The sequence below is a fragment of the Pseudomonas marincola genome (genome assembly GCF_900682675.2).
Taxonomy (GTDB): Bacteria; Pseudomonadota; Gammaproteobacteria; order Pseudomonadales; family Pseudomonadaceae; genus Aquipseudomonas; species Aquipseudomonas marincola.
In genome coordinates, this window is the sequence record NZ_LR215729.2 from 1,205,252 (window position 1) to 1,219,154 (window position 13,903).

A 13,903-nucleotide genomic window follows, 5' to 3' on the forward strand; every position below is an offset into this window, starting at 1 on the left:
CGTCTGGCTCAACCGCACAACGCTAAGGCTGCAAGGCAGCCGCTCGTAAAAAGGCCCTCATTTGAGGGCCTTTTTGCGTTTAGTCGGGCAATTCGCTGAGGGTGCAGCCAAACGTTTGCTGATAGGCGTCGATGATCACTTTCCAGTCTTCGCGGCTCCAGTTGGAGCGCCGGCGCAGCTGCTTCATGTCATGCAATGCTGCTTGCTTGGCCGTCAGACGCTGGCGGCTTTTTTCCAGATCAATGAGCGCTGTCAGGGGTTTGGCATTCTCACCCTGACCGTCAATGCAGACGAAAATATGCTTGGAATAGGTGCTGCTGTGTTGCCAGCGAGCCCGGTTGAACAGGGCGATATTGCTGCCGATGGCTTTGAGCAGGCGCTCATGCATCGCCTCGCCACAGCGTTCGCGGCCGCCGCTGGCGTACCAGTCATCCACATTCAGATACCCATCGAGGGCCGCCGTGACTAACAGTCCGCGTTTTCCTGAGGTCGAGCAGTAAACGATATCGGGAACATTAACGCCGGCCTGGCGTGCGCTGAGCAATGCTTCACGCTCACGCAGAACGGTGGGGCGGCCAAACGGATGGCGCAAGCTGCGATGCGCATGGCCAACCTGGCGTTTGACATAGAGCAGCTCACCGTTACGACCGCGAACCCGTTGGACTCCACTTTCTCCGCCACGCCGCTGGTTGGGTTCTTCAACCCATTCACCTTGGGTCTGCCACCAGTCCTCGAACTGATCGGCAGTTGAAAGGGGCACCTCAGATGCGCTATCGGGCATGTTCGCTCCAGATTAAAGGCTATCGGTGACCAATAATAATGGCTGACGAATTCAGATGCGACCGCACGTTGCCATATTGTGACAACGGACTGCCCAGTCACGAAAAAGGCGGCTTGGAGGGGGCGGTTTTAGGGATTAAGCCGGCGCTAAGTATGGCGTGTAAGGCGGCGATCACAGCGTTGCGCTGTGACCGTTATCCAGGACTTTAAGCGTGCTCGGTCGAGCCGTTCGGGTTTTCGGCGCTGTCGGACTTGCTGCCGTTGGCCTGCGGCCCCTCGCGACGCCATTGCATGGCGATCAGAATCAGGGTCGGTACGCCGAGCAATGCCGTGACCAAAAAGAAGTGCGCATAGCCAAGTCGCTCGACCATCACTCCGGAGTAACCGCCAATCAGGCGCGGCAGCAGGAGCATGATCGAACTGAGCAGCGCGTATTGGGTGGCGGAGAACTTGAGGTTGGTCAGGCTCGACAGATAAGCCACGAAAGCCGCCGTCGCAAGCCCTGCACTGAAGTTGTCTGCCGAGATGGTCACAATCAGCATCTCGAGGTTGGCGCCCATGCTGGAGAGCATGAGGAACAGCAGGTTGGTTGCCGCAGACGCCAAGCCGCCGATGAACAGAATCGGCAGAATACCAAAACGAACGATCAGCAAGCCGCCAGCGCCAGCGCCTACCAGCGTCATGATCAGGCCAAACAGCTTACTCACGCTGGCGATCTGGTCTTTGGTAAAGCCTTGGTCGATGTAGAACACGTTGGCCATTACGCCCATGACCGTGTCGGACATGCGGTAGGTTGCAATCAGACCGAGTAACACCAGCGCTTGCCAGCGATAGCGGCCGACAAAGTCGTTGATCGGCGTCAGCACCGGTGCCAGTCCGCGACGGCCAAAGGCCGACAGGCAGAGGAAGGTGAATATGGTGTACATCATGGCGCGCAGCAGGGCGCGATCCTGCATGACCAGCCCGAGTACGCTGGTGTCGCCGCGCAGCACACTGGCGAAGTCGGTGTAGTAATACTGGGTGAACATCGCCGGCACTGAAACCAGCAGAATGATCAACACCACCACCGAGGCAATCTGGTGGCTGAAACCATAGCGAGCCGCTGACAGCTGGGTGCGCAGCGCCACGTCGGGCTCTTTCATCCAGATGCTGGTAATCAGGCCCGGCAGCATCAGCAGGGCGAATACCAGATAAGTCGCCGCCCAGGCACTGTGGTGATAAAGCTGTACGGTCGAACCGAAGCCTTCGGCAAAGTACAGCGCGCCCGCGGTTGCCAGCAGCGCGGCGACCCGATAACCGGACATGTAACTGGCTGCCAGCGCCGCCTGACGGCTGTCGTCGACGATCTCCAGGCGGTATGCATCAACGGCAATATCCTGAGTCGCCGAGGCGAACGCGACCAACACCGCCAAGGCAATCAGCCAGGTGAGGTGCGTTTGCGGGTCGCAGAAGGCCATGCCGGCCAGACCGATGGCGATCAGGATTTGTGAGAGCACCAGCCACGAGCGGCGTCTGCCGAGGCGGCCGAGAATCGGCAGGCGCCACTGATCGAGCAGCGGTGACCAGACCCATTTAAAGGCGTAGGCCAAGCCGATAAGGCTGGCGAAACCGATGGTTTCGCGGGCTACACCCGCTTCACGGAGCCAGACCGAAAGTGTCGAGAACACCAGCATGTACGGCAAGCCGGCGGCGAATCCCAGTAACAGGAGCACGAGCGTTGACGGGCTGGAGTAGGCGGCGAGCGCGTCGCGCCAGCTTTTTCGTTGCATTGGGCGGTTTTCAGCCTGGGGATTATCTAACAAAGGGCGCACTCTAACCGCTGTCCTGCATGGAATGCCAGCCATGCCGTCGGATATCCACACGATCATTGATTACCAATACGCCCTCGGTGCGTAATCTGGCCCGTTGCTCGGCGCCCGAGGCACTTCCCGCCGGCAGGCTGAGACGACCGCCAGCGGCCACTACCCGGTGCCAGGGCAGAGTGCTGCCCTCTGGCAAACGGCTCAACGTGGTGCCGACCCAACGCGCAGCCCGGCCCAACCCTGCAAGCTCGGCAAGCTGGCCGTAACTGACGACTTTGCCGCAAGGAACCTGCGCCAACACCAGATACAGGGCATCCAGTCGCTCACGCTGACTTGCCCCGGCCTGTGCTAAGGCTTCATGCTTGTCGGCGTCTGTTTGTGGCGTGAGTGAGTGAAGGATCATGTGGTCGCGCATCTTATTAATGAGTTCAGTCCTCGCATGGATGGTGCCGGCGTTGGCGGACACGGTCTGGTTGAACAATGGTGACCGTATTACCGGCGATATTGTCCTGCTGGATGGTGGCAAACTGGCATTAAAAACCAAATATGCCGGCCAGGTGCTCATTGATTGGAAAAATATCGACACCCTTCGCGCCGATAAACCCTTAATGCTGCGCCGTGATGGTTTGGACAGCAATCGCAGCAATCAGTTGCTGGCTGCCGGCAAAGGCATGGTGCGTGTCGTGCACGATGAGCCGGGCGGCAAGACAACCACCGTGCCGTTAGCCAGCATTACCCGCATGGTGCATCCACGCAAGATCGTGCGGGATGCGGTTTGGGAGGGTAATCTCGATGCCAAACTCGACCTTGAACGCAACGAGGATCGCTCCGACGAGTTCAACTTCAGGGCCGACTCGCGCATCGAATATGGCCGCTGGCGGCATGTTTTTAATGGCGAGTTCGAACACGAAACCAAGAATGACATAGTGGTTGATGATAACTGGCAGCTCGAATATGACATTGACCGGTTTTTCACCAACCACTGGTTTTTGCGCACAGGTGTCGAACACCAGCAGGATGCCTTCGATTTTGTGCGGCGCCAGACCATTCTCGGCACCGGTCCCGGCTACCGCTTCTGGGACAACGAGTTGGGGCGCTTCGATCTGATTACCCAGATCAACCGGATTAAGTATCGTTCTGAGATCGATGATCTCGAATTCAACAGCCTGTCCATCGCTTGGGACTATAAGCGCCTGATCTGGGGCACGCGGCTGGAGTTCTACACCAGCGCAGAAACCCACCTGCCGATGATTGATAAAGTCGATTACGTAATTGATGGCGAAGTGGGTTTGCGCTACAGCCTTAACAGCTGGGCGCGCCTGTCGCTGCTCTACGAGCTGGATCAGACACGGGGGCAGGGTGTGCTGGACTCGGACCGGCGCTACCTGATCGGCGTTGGCGTGGCGTGGTAGCGGCTGCGCTGCGCGTTTGCAACGCAGCGAGTACTCGGTTAATCAGGCTCAGTCATAGTCCGTTGTCTTACCTCTGCTGATCATCGCTTTCCTGTGGCTTGCCGTACTCATCGTACGACGGCATGCTGGCGGCTATAAAAAGACAACTCAATGTACGGTGGTCAATCATGGGGCTGCGCAGCGTTTTGCTTGCGATCCTGCTAGGGCTTGCTGGGCCGCTCTGGGCCGATACGGTGTGGCTGAATAACGGTGATCGGATCACCGGCAACATTGTTCTGCTTGATGGCGGCAAACTGGCATTGAAAACCAAATATGCCGGCCAAGTGCTTATCGACTGGAAAGATATCGATACCTTAAGCGCCGAGAAGCCGTTACTGCTGCGTCAGGAGGGTTTGGACAGTCAGCACACGCAGCGGTTGTCGGCGGCCGGTAAAGGCATGGTGCGGATCGTCAATGGCACGACTAAAACCGTGCCGCTTGCCAGCGTCACCCGCATCGTGCCCGCGCGTGAGTTGCTGCGCGATGTGGTCTGGGAAGGCAACCTCGACGCCAAACTCGACATGGAGCGCAAAGACGACGACTCCGACGAGTTTCGCCTCAAAGGCGATACGCGCCTTGAGCATGGCCGCTGGCGGCATGTGGCTAACGGCGAATACGAACGTGAAACCGAGAATGGCACGGTCACTGACGATAACTGGACTGCCGAATACGACATCGACCGCTTCTTCACCCAGCACTGGTTTTGGCGAACGGGCGGCGAGTGGCAAGTCGATCATCTGGAGTTCATCGACAGGGCGCGGATTATTGGTACCGGGCCGGGTTATCGGTTCTGGGATGACACGTTAGGGCGCTTCGATCTGATTGGCCAGGTCAACGATGTCGAGTTTGAATACGAAGGTGGTGATCTGAGCTTTCGCACGCTCTCGCTGGCCTGGGACTTCAAGCGCCTGCTCTGGGGAACCCGCTTTGAGTTCTACAGCACGGCTGAATTGCAGGTGCCGCAGATCAGCGACATCGACTATGTGCTGGAGAGCGAGTTTGGCCTGCGCTATCGGGTGAATGATTGGGCGCGGGTTTCGCTGTTGTATGAGTTGGATCAGATTGAGGCCGAAGGTCAGCGTAATTCAGATGAGCATTTCCTGATCGGTCTTGGGGTGGCGTGGTGAATTTTTTCGCAGTGAAAGGCGGATAATCTGGCGCCCTGCAGCGCTAGTCTGGTTGTTTCTCTATTCGGCGTGTTTGACAGTTCTGGGCGTTTTACTGGCAGGCGCTCTGGCATGGGCGCTGTGGGCGGTTTTGCTCGCTAAAAAGCGATTCAGGTAAGCGTTTTATCTGAACTTGGGCGATTGGTGTCGGTCTTTATGCTTCCAGTAGCTGACTTGCTTCATAATGGTCGGCTTCGCCTGAAAAATACGTAGTAACTTTCCCATGCTTTCTAGAACCCTGCTCCTGCTCAGTGCCTCTTTTGCTGCAATTCCAGCCTTCGCCGATACCGTCTGGCTAACCAACGGTGATCGGGTCAGTGGACAAATCAGATTTTTCGATGGTGCAAAACTGCTGATTCAAACTGAATTCGGCGGTTCAATCCCCATTGCATGGAACAAAGTTGCCACGCTTGAGAGCGACCAGGAATTGCTCATCAAGGAAGACGCGGTAGTGGGCGAGCGCGCCAAGTCGCTGCGCAGAGGCCCGTCCGGCAAAGTGATTCTGGTCAACGGTGAAGCGCCCCGGGCGATTGAGCTGGCGAGCATCCAGCAAATCATGAAACCCAAGCCGGTTATCGAGGATTTCACCTGGCGCGGCAACATCGATGCGGGTCTGGATTATGAACGTTCGGAAAGCGACACCGACGATTACGACATCGACCTGAAAACCAAGGCGCGCCATGGCAACTGGCGGCATAACGCAACGGCGGGTTATCACCGTGAGTTGACCAATGATCTGGTGACGACCGACAACTGGGACGGTGAATATGCACTCGACCGCTTCATTGATGAGCACTGGTTCTGGCAGGGTCGTCTCGAATACAAGCGCGATAAAGTCGAAGAGTTGGAGCGCCAGCGCAACTACGGTACCGGTCCCGGTTACCAGTTCTGGGATGACGAGTTGGGCGCGTTCTCGGTGGCGGGGCTGCTCAGCCGCACGGCTTACGATTACACCAATGGCGAGCACGATAATTTCTATGCGTTGAGCGCCAAGTGGGATTACAACCGCTATCTGCTGGGTAAGGCCATCGAGTTCTTCACCAATGGCGAAATCGGTAAGCCGCTGGGCAATGTCGGCGACTTCTCGCTGGATGCCGAAATAGGCTTGCGCTACAAAGTGACCGACTGGGCGTCGCTCAACCTCAAGGCTGAGCGTGAGCTGGTAAACGGCAACGAAGGCGAGATCGATGACTCGCGCTACACCTTGGGCTTCGGCGTTGGCTGGTGATGGTCGTGAACGCCTGAAACAAAGAAGCCCTGCATGTGCAGGGCTTCTTTTATTGTGGCTGGCGATTACAACCGCAGGCCGCCATCGAGTTCCAGAATACGACCGGTGTAGTAGTCGTTCTCGAAAATGTAAGCCACCGAGTGGGCGATCTCGTCAGGCTTGCCCAGACGACGCAGCGGAATACCCGAGGTCATTTTCTCAAGGGCTTCCGGCTTCATGCTGGCAACCATTTCGGTTTCGATGAAACCTGGCGCTACGCCGCCCACGCGGATGCCGTAACGGGCAAGTTCTTTGGCCCAGACTACGGTGTCCGCCGCGACACCGGCTTTAGCCGCCGAGTAGTTGGCCTGGCCCATGTTGCCAGCGCGGGAAATCGACGAAATGTTGACGATCGCACCCTGATTTTTCAGCTCGATCATCTTCGCAGCCACTTCACGGGTGCAAAGGAACACGCCAGTCAGGTTGACGTCGATCACGGCTTGCCATTGGGCTAAGCTCATCTTGGTCATTTCGCCATCTTTAACTTTAATGGTCAGGCCGTCACGCAAAATACCCGCATTGTTGACCAGGCCATTGATCGCGCCGAAATCTTCGGCCACTTGGGCGACCATGTGCGTAACCTGTTCTTCGTTGGCTACGTTGCACAGGTAGGAACGCGCGTCGCCGCCGAGTGCCTTGCACGCCGCTACTGCATCGTCGAGTTTTTCCTGGTTGAGATCGACCAGTGCCAGCTTGGCACCGCGTGCGGCAAAGTACTCACCCATGGAACGGCCCAGGCCCTGGCAACCGCCAGTGATGATGATGACTTTATCTTGCAGCTGCATAGCGTATTTACCCTCAAGGTGGATGGTTTGTCCCGCGGATGCTGTCGAACCGTTATTCTATGCACCTGTCCGTTTGTGACGAATTCTACGCGAGGAGTCATTTAGTGAGCGTGAAAGCCCGTAAGCATGCCCGAGAATTGCTTCTCAAGGAATACCGTGGGGTGCTTTCTACCCATTCTAAAGCCATGCCAGGCTTCCCTTTCGGCTCAGTGGTGCCATATTGCCTGAATGCTCAGGGCGAGCCGTTGATCCTCATCAGCCGCATTGCGCAGCACACGCATAATCTGCAGATGGACCCTAAATGCTCGCTGCTGGTGGGTGAGCGGGGCGCAGAAGATGTGCAGGCCGTGGGGCGTCTCACGCTGTTGAGCGAAGCGGTGCGCATCGAGGATGAAACCGAAATAGCCGCGGCGGCTGCACGCTACTACCGCTATTTTCCTGAGTCGCAGGGTTATCATCAGGCGCATGACTTCGATTTTTGGCGCTTGCAACCTGTGCGCTGGCGTTTCATCGGTGGCTTTGGCGCGATCCACTGGCTCGACGAAGTGGCTGAAGCCAATCCATTTTGTGGCGACATTGAAGCCGGCATGATCGAGCATATGAACAGTGGCCACGCCAAGGCGATTGCTCACTACGTGCAACTGGCAGGTTTAGCGGCTGGCCAACCTGCTCAAATGGTCGGCATAGACCCCGAAGGTTTTCATTTGCGCATCGGTCAAAGCATCCATTGGCTGGGCTTCCAAACATCCTGTAACAGTCCTGGAGCAGTACGCCAGGCCTTGGTGGCGCTGGCACATGCTGACCAATGGCCAGCCTAAAGTCATGCTTAAGCTTGAATTAAGCGCATCGGCCCATACTTCATCTGTATTGGAAGCTGATCTTCCGTAAAGGAATCTTTGATGCGAGCGTTTATGTTTTTGTTTTTGCTCTTCCCGTTGATCGAGTTAGCGATCTTGATCAAAGTCGGTGGCGCCATTGGAGCGCTCTCGACCATCTTGCTGCTCGTTGCATCCGGGATACTCGGCATCTTCCTGATGCGCATTGCTGGTGTGACCACCGCGTGGCGTGCCCGCGAGAAAATGGCCCGTGGCGAGATGCCTGATCAGGAAGTGCTGGAAGGCGTGCTGATTGCCGTCGCCGGTGGACTGTTCCTGTTGCCCGGCTTTATCAGTGACGTGATTGCGCTGTTCTGCCTTATTCCGTTCACCCGCAAAATGCTGGTCGGTCGTCTGCGCGCCCGCGCTCAGGAGCAGGCCGAACGCCAGCGTGCATTTGCCGACGATATGGCGGCGCGCAGCGGGCAAACTCATCCCCATGTACTTGAAGGCGAATACGAACGCCGCGAGTGAAGGATTGATCACTCTGACTCAAGTACCTAGCCCACGTTCTGCGTGGGCTTTTTTTATGCGCTAAGCCTGCGTGGTACGCGGTGTAGAGCGTTTGTCGTACCTCTCGGCGGATTTCGCCCATTTCTGCAAAAAAAATTCTCGCTTGCCCTTGAATTCGCCTTGCGTGCCCACATGTTGCTGATACCGCAAGGTTTTCTGTCATCTGACAGAACAGACTTCCGCGTCATGCAAGGCATGACGCAACCGGCACCGCCGGACTTTGCTAACCCACCGGTGAAGACACCGGTAGTAAAAACACCATATTGGGAGAGATCGACAATGAAGCTTCGTCCTCTGCATGACCGCGTAGTGATTCGTCGCAGCGAAGAAGAAACCAAAACTGCTGGCGGCATCGTGTTGCCGGGTTCTGCCGCTGAGAAGCCAAACCAGGGCGTAATTGTTGCTGTTGGCACCGGTCGCGTACTGGACAGCGGTGAAGTTCGCGCGCTGGCCGTTAAAGTAGGTGACAAGGTTGTGTTCGGCCCTTATTCAGGCAGCAACACCGTCAAAGTTGACGGCGAAGACCTGCTGGTTATGGGCGAAAGCGAAATCCTCGCTGTTGTCGAAGCCTGATTCCCGCGAAATTCCGTTTAACTGTCAAGAATTGAGGATCAATTTCCATGGCTGCTAAAGAAGTTAAGTTCGGCGACTCTGCTCGCAAAAAAATGCTCGCCGGTGTAAACGTCCTGGCTGACGCTGTTAAAGCAACTCTGGGCCCGAAAGGCCGTAACGTTGTTCTGGAAAAGAGCTTCGGCGCGCCGACCATCACCAAAGACGGCGTTTCTGTTGCTAAAGAAATCGAGCTGAAAGATCGCTTCGAAAACATGGGCGCTCAGCTGGTTAAAGACGTTGCTTCCAAGGCAAACGACGCAGCCGGTGACGGTACTACCACTGCAACCGTTCTGGCTCAGGCTATCGTCAACGAAGGCCTGAAAGCCGTCGCTGCTGGCATGAACCCAATGGACCTGAAGCGCGGCATCGACAAAGCGACCATCGCTATTGTTAAAGAGCTGCAGAACCTGTCCAAGCCATGCGCTGACACCAAGGCAATCGCTCAGGTTGGTACTATCTCGGCCAACTCCGATAACTCCATCGGCGACATCATTGCTGAAGCCATGGCGAAAGTCGGCAAAGAAGGCGTGATCACCGTTGAAGAAGGTTCGGGCCTGGAAAACGAACTGTCTGTCGTAGAAGGCATGCAGTTTGACCGTGGCTACCTGTCGCCTTACTTCATCAACAAGCCAGACACCATGGTTGCCGAGCTTGAAACCCCGCTGATCCTGCTGGTCGACAAGAAAATCTCCAACATCCGCGAAATGCTGCCGGTGCTGGAAGCTGTTGCCAAAGCAGGCCGTCCGCTGCTGATCGTTGCTGAAGACGTTGAAGGCGAAGCCCTGGCGACTCTGGTTGTGAACAACATGCGTGGCATCGTTAAAGTGGCTGCTGTTAAGGCGCCAGGTTTTGGCGATCGTCGTAAGGCCATGCTGCAGGACATCGCGATCCTGACTGGCGGTACTGTGATCTCTGAAGAAGTTGGCCTGAGCCTCGAAAGCGCCACTCTTGAGCACCTGGGTAACGCCAAGCGCGTAATCCTGAGCAAAGAAAACACCACCGTTATCGACGGTGCTGGCCAGCAGGTTGATATCGAAGCCCGCGTTGCTCAGATCCGCAAGCAAGTTGAAGACACAACTTCTGACTACGACAAAGAGAAGCTGCAAGAGCGTCTGGCCAAACTGGCTGGCGGTGTTGCTGTAATCAAAGTCGGTGCTGGTACCGAAGTTGAAATGAAAGAGAAGAAAGCCCGCGTTGAAGACGCGCTGCACGCAACCCGTGCTGCGGTAGAAGAAGGCGTGGTACCTGGCGGTGGTGTTGCTCTGGTTCGCTCGCTGCAAGCGATCAGCGAACTGAAAGGCGACAACGACGACCAGAACGTCGGTATCGCTCTGCTGCGTCGCGCTGTTGAAGCGCCGCTGCGTCAGATCGTAGCCAACGCTGGCGACGAGCCAAGCGTTGTTGTCGACAAGGTTAAGCAGGGCAGCGGTAACTTCGGTTACAACGCCGCTTCTGGCGAGTACGGCGACATGATCGAGATGGGTATTCTGGATCCGGCCAAAGTAACTCGTTCGGCTCTGCAGGCCGCGACTTCGATCGCCAGCCTGATGATCACCACTGAAGCGATGATCGCTGAAGTGGCTGACGAGAAAGCCCCGGCAATGCCTGATATGGGCGGCATGGGCGGTATGGGTGGCATGGGCGGCATGATGTAGTGCGACGAGAGTCGCTATAGGTAGCTAGCCTAGCGGGCTACATCTGGTGGTCACCAACATGGTTTGGTGACCACTTCCCCGCAGAAAATAGCACTATTAAAACCCGATCCCGGGCCACTAAATCCCGGTTTCGGTCACCCACAAGGTGTCGAATACAGGGTAAGTGCGCCTTAAATTTGGAGCGTTACCCACTCTCAAATTACCTGCAAGAGGCATATCCCCGAAAGGATCTGCACCTGCATGGGATCTTGTTTGATATGTGCTTGGCTGCTCTCTATAGGGCGCAAGCTGTATCTGTCATTGTCTCACTCGAATACCGCAAGGTGTCTGGGCATGAGACCTTTTGTTCAGCCAAAAGTAGCCTAGGGATAGTGCGTCACTGGTAACGGTGCGGTGCGAAGCTTCCTGACAATGTAGTCCCACTATGTCTGTGGTGCGTGGTCGCCGTGAGGTGCCATGCAAATCCTGCGAGCAACACGCGGGTGCGACGCTAGGCTGGTTGGTATGGTCAACGTAAGTGAACTGCTGATAAACACCGTCAACCGCATGGAGCCAAAGTTGCTGATAGGCTTTGACCAAAATGGTGCATGACTGGTTGTCTCTTTTACATCTGGAGACACGCTGACATTGAGTCATCGGTGAATAGGCAGGACCTAACCCATCCATGTGACAGGTATGGAACTCGGTAAACCCGTATTTTCGCCACTGGCCGTTATGGCAGTGGCAAGCTAACCGCAAGGGAGGCCCATGGAAGTGCGGGCAAAGGATGTCGGAAAAAGCGAATGCCAGGCTGTAATGGACTGGATAGGGGTTATGCCCTGACTGGAAACGGTGCTGACTTCCGACGGGTCTTTGATCGCGAAACGGCGTGTAAAGCCATCAAGAAGTGATGTTTGCTGGTCTAACCGGCGGCATCTATCAACTAGAAATCCCTTACGGGGCAGTGAACTCACTCCCCGAAAGGGGCTCGTGCGTCTGCTGCCTTCCGGGAAATCTTTCTGGAGGAACGCAAGATGAGCACGGCAGAAACAGCAGTACCTGCATCCTCCCATCTGACAGCCAGTTGGCATTCGATTGACTGGGAAACCAGTCATCGACAGGTGAGAGGGCTACAGGTACGAATCGCGAAGGCAGCTAAGAGTCAACAATGGCGTCGGGTGAAAGCCCTACAGCGCATGTTGGTTCGCTCATTCGCCGCCAAGGCATTGGCAGTGAAGCGAGTCACTGAAAACCGGGGTCGTAGGACTCCGGGTGTCGATGGGGAAACCTGGAGCACACCTGAGGGTAAGTGGGGAGCCATATTCCGGCTGAAGCGAACGGGTTACCAGCCCCGGCCACTGCGACGGGTCTACATACCCAAAGCGAATGGTCAGCGCCGACCGCTGGGAATACCAACGATGCTGGATAGGGCCATGCAGGCGTTATACCTGCTGGCACTCGAACCGGTATCTGAAACCACAGCCGACAGAAATTCCTATGGTTTTCGTCCTTACCGATCCACAGCAGACGCAATCGAGCAATTGTTCGTCAATCTCGGGCGCAAACACTCTGCGCAGTGGGTCATGGAGGGCGATATCAAAGGGTGCTTCGACAATATCAACCATGACTGGCTGATCACCAATATCCCATTGGACAAGGTGGTCTTACGGAAGTGGTTGAAGGCAGGGTATATGGAATCCGGCCTATTGAACCCAACCGAGGCGGGGACTCCGCAAGGAGGCATCATCTCCCCGGTGTTGGCCAACATGGCGCTTGATGGTTTGGAAAAGGTGCTTGAATCCCAATTCGGGCAACGGAACACCAAAGCCAGCTACAAGACCAAGGTCAACTATGTGCGGTATGCAGATGATTTCGTCATCACCGGTATCTCGAAAGAGCTGCTGGAAAACGAGGTGAAACCGCTCGTTGAGGCCTTTATGGCCGAGCGGGGGTTAAGCCTTGCGGTGGAGAAAACGCTGTTCACGCACGTATCCGATGGGTTCGATTTCCTCGGTCAGAATGTTCGCAAGTACGGTGATAAGCTGCTGATAAAGCCAGCCCACAAGAACTTGAAGGCATTTCTGGTCAAGGTTAAGGCAATGATTGAGGGAAACAAGACGCTGCCGGCTAGTTTATTGATAGATAAGCTCAACCCTGTGATTCGGGGGTGGGCCAACTATCACCGGCCGGTGGTCGCTAAGCAGACCTTCAATTACGTGGATTACAGGATCTGGAAATTGCTATGGCAATGGTGCAGGCGGCGACATTTGAATCGCTCTAAACGCTGGATCAAGGAAAAGTACTTCAAGCGTGTGGGAACACGCAGCTGGGTATTTTCCGGGCTTCATCCCAGCGGCAAACTGAAAACTTTGCTGTATGCCAGCGATGTACCGATCAAGCGGCACACCAAGATCAGGGCGGAAGCTAACCCGTTCGATCCGGCAGACGAGATGTACTTCGAGGAAAGATTGGAATACACCTGGAGGAACTCGGACGAAGGAAAACGGAAGACGCTGAAGCTTTGGATCATCCAGAAAAAACGCTGTCCTAGGTGCAAGCAGCTAATCACGTTCGACACGGGGTGGAACATTCACCACATCATTGAACGGCACAAGGGAGGCGGGGATGAGTTGGAAAATCTGGAGTTGTTGCACCCTAACTGTCATCGACAATTGCATAGCAGATAAGTGATAGCTCGACTTGTATTGTTGCGCCCACGCCCATATGTTAGTTGTGGCTACAGGCTATCCGGCGGAATAGCTGCCGGATGACCGCTGGACACAGGGATCCCTTCGGGGGCTTTCACTAACTTGAAAGAACAGTAGGCTTAGCTATGGATAAGTGGGAATTCTACAAAGACAACGCAAGTGAGTGGCGCTGGCGCCGAACTGCCTCGAACGGAAATATTGTTGGGGCATCGAGTCAGGGTTACGTTAACAAAGCCGACTGCATTGCCAACGCGCAACGCAACGGCTACAAGGGCTAAGCTGATTCAGTGTTAGCTGTATACTGCCGGCT

Annotated in this window: 13 protein-coding genes; 9 read left to right on the top strand and 4 right to left on the bottom strand. The window is 55.8% G+C overall.

The features are described from left to right. Nucleotides 1-79: 79 nt before the first annotated feature. From PMYSY11_RS05525 to PMYSY11_RS05535, 3 genes are all read right to left on the bottom strand, one after another. Nucleotides 80-781 carry a lipopolysaccharide kinase InaA family protein gene (locus PMYSY11_RS05525; RefSeq protein ID WP_150548535.1) on the bottom strand — a complete coding sequence of 234 codons (702 nt, stop codon included), beginning with the start codon at nucleotides 779-781 and terminating at the stop codon, nucleotides 80-82. A gap of 205 nt (nucleotides 782-986) precedes the next feature. Further along, nucleotides 987-2,549, bottom strand: coding sequence for an AmpG family muropeptide MFS transporter (locus tag PMYSY11_RS05530; protein ID WP_090513029.1), 1,563 nt, complete (start codon nucleotides 2,547-2,549; stop codon nucleotides 987-989). Between the two features lie 43 nt (nucleotides 2,550-2,592). Further along, nucleotides 2,593-2,985, bottom strand: coding sequence for an MGMT family protein (locus tag PMYSY11_RS05535; RefSeq protein ID WP_079235503.1), 393 nt, complete (start codon nucleotides 2,983-2,985; stop codon nucleotides 2,593-2,595). Nucleotides 2,986-3,004: 19 nt separating this feature from the next. Between PMYSY11_RS05535 and PMYSY11_RS05540 the strand changes: the two genes are divergently transcribed. The 3 genes from PMYSY11_RS05540 (at nucleotide 3,005) to PMYSY11_RS05550 (ending at nucleotide 6,427) form a co-directional block, all read left to right on the top strand. Continuing rightward, complete coding sequence (locus PMYSY11_RS05540) at nucleotides 3,005-3,994, top strand: DUF481 domain-containing protein (RefSeq protein WP_150548536.1); 990 nt, start codon at nucleotides 3,005-3,007, stop codon at nucleotides 3,992-3,994. A gap of 167 nt (nucleotides 3,995-4,161) precedes the next feature. Then, nucleotides 4,162-5,160, top strand: a complete 999-nt coding sequence (locus tag PMYSY11_RS05545; protein WP_090513026.1) for a DUF481 domain-containing protein — start codon at nucleotides 4,162-4,164, stop codon at nucleotides 5,158-5,160. Between the two features lie 262 nt (nucleotides 5,161-5,422). Continuing rightward, nucleotides 5,423-6,427, top strand: coding sequence for a DUF481 domain-containing protein (locus PMYSY11_RS05550; RefSeq protein ID WP_150548537.1), 1,005 nt, complete (start codon nucleotides 5,423-5,425; stop codon nucleotides 6,425-6,427). A gap of 65 nt (nucleotides 6,428-6,492) precedes the next feature. Here PMYSY11_RS05550 and PMYSY11_RS05555 read toward each other — a convergent pair whose 3' ends face one another. Beyond that, entirely contained in the window at nucleotides 6,493-7,251 is a 759-nt protein-coding gene (locus tag PMYSY11_RS05555) for an SDR family oxidoreductase (RefSeq protein WP_069897840.1), read from the bottom strand. A gap of 104 nt (nucleotides 7,252-7,355) precedes the next feature. On the opposite strand from PMYSY11_RS05555, the gene PMYSY11_RS05560 reads away from it, so the two are divergent. The 6 genes from PMYSY11_RS05560 (at nucleotide 7,356) to PMYSY11_RS05585 (ending at nucleotide 13,871) form a co-directional block, all read left to right on the top strand. Next, nucleotides 7,356-8,069, top strand: a complete 714-nt coding sequence (locus PMYSY11_RS05560) for a HugZ family pyridoxamine 5'-phosphate oxidase (protein ID WP_150548538.1) — start codon at nucleotides 7,356-7,358, stop codon at nucleotides 8,067-8,069. A gap of 81 nt (nucleotides 8,070-8,150) precedes the next feature. Beyond that, the gene (locus tag PMYSY11_RS05565) at nucleotides 8,151-8,600 is read left to right on the top strand and encodes an FxsA family protein (protein WP_150548539.1); all 450 of its coding nucleotides are present in this window, start codon (nucleotides 8,151-8,153) and stop codon (nucleotides 8,598-8,600) included. A gap of 318 nt (nucleotides 8,601-8,918) precedes the next feature. Then, nucleotides 8,919-9,212 carry a co-chaperone GroES gene (locus tag PMYSY11_RS05570; protein ID WP_069897837.1) on the top strand — a complete coding sequence of 98 codons (294 nt, stop codon included), beginning with the start codon at nucleotides 8,919-8,921 and terminating at the stop codon, nucleotides 9,210-9,212. A gap of 47 nt (nucleotides 9,213-9,259) precedes the next feature. Then, a complete protein-coding gene (groL, locus tag PMYSY11_RS05575; protein ID WP_069897836.1) occupies nucleotides 9,260-10,906 on the top strand; it encodes a chaperonin GroEL in 1,647 nt (548 codons plus the stop codon). Between the two features lie 1,013 nt (nucleotides 10,907-11,919). Continuing rightward, a complete protein-coding gene (gene ltrA, locus PMYSY11_RS05580) occupies nucleotides 11,920-13,572 on the top strand; it encodes a group II intron reverse transcriptase/maturase (RefSeq protein WP_150548540.1) in 1,653 nt (550 codons plus the stop codon). 146 nt (nucleotides 13,573-13,718) lie between these two features. Next, entirely contained in the window at nucleotides 13,719-13,871 is a 153-nt protein-coding gene (locus PMYSY11_RS05585; protein WP_150548541.1) for a YegP family protein, read from the top strand. Nucleotides 13,872-13,903 lie beyond the last annotated feature (32 nt).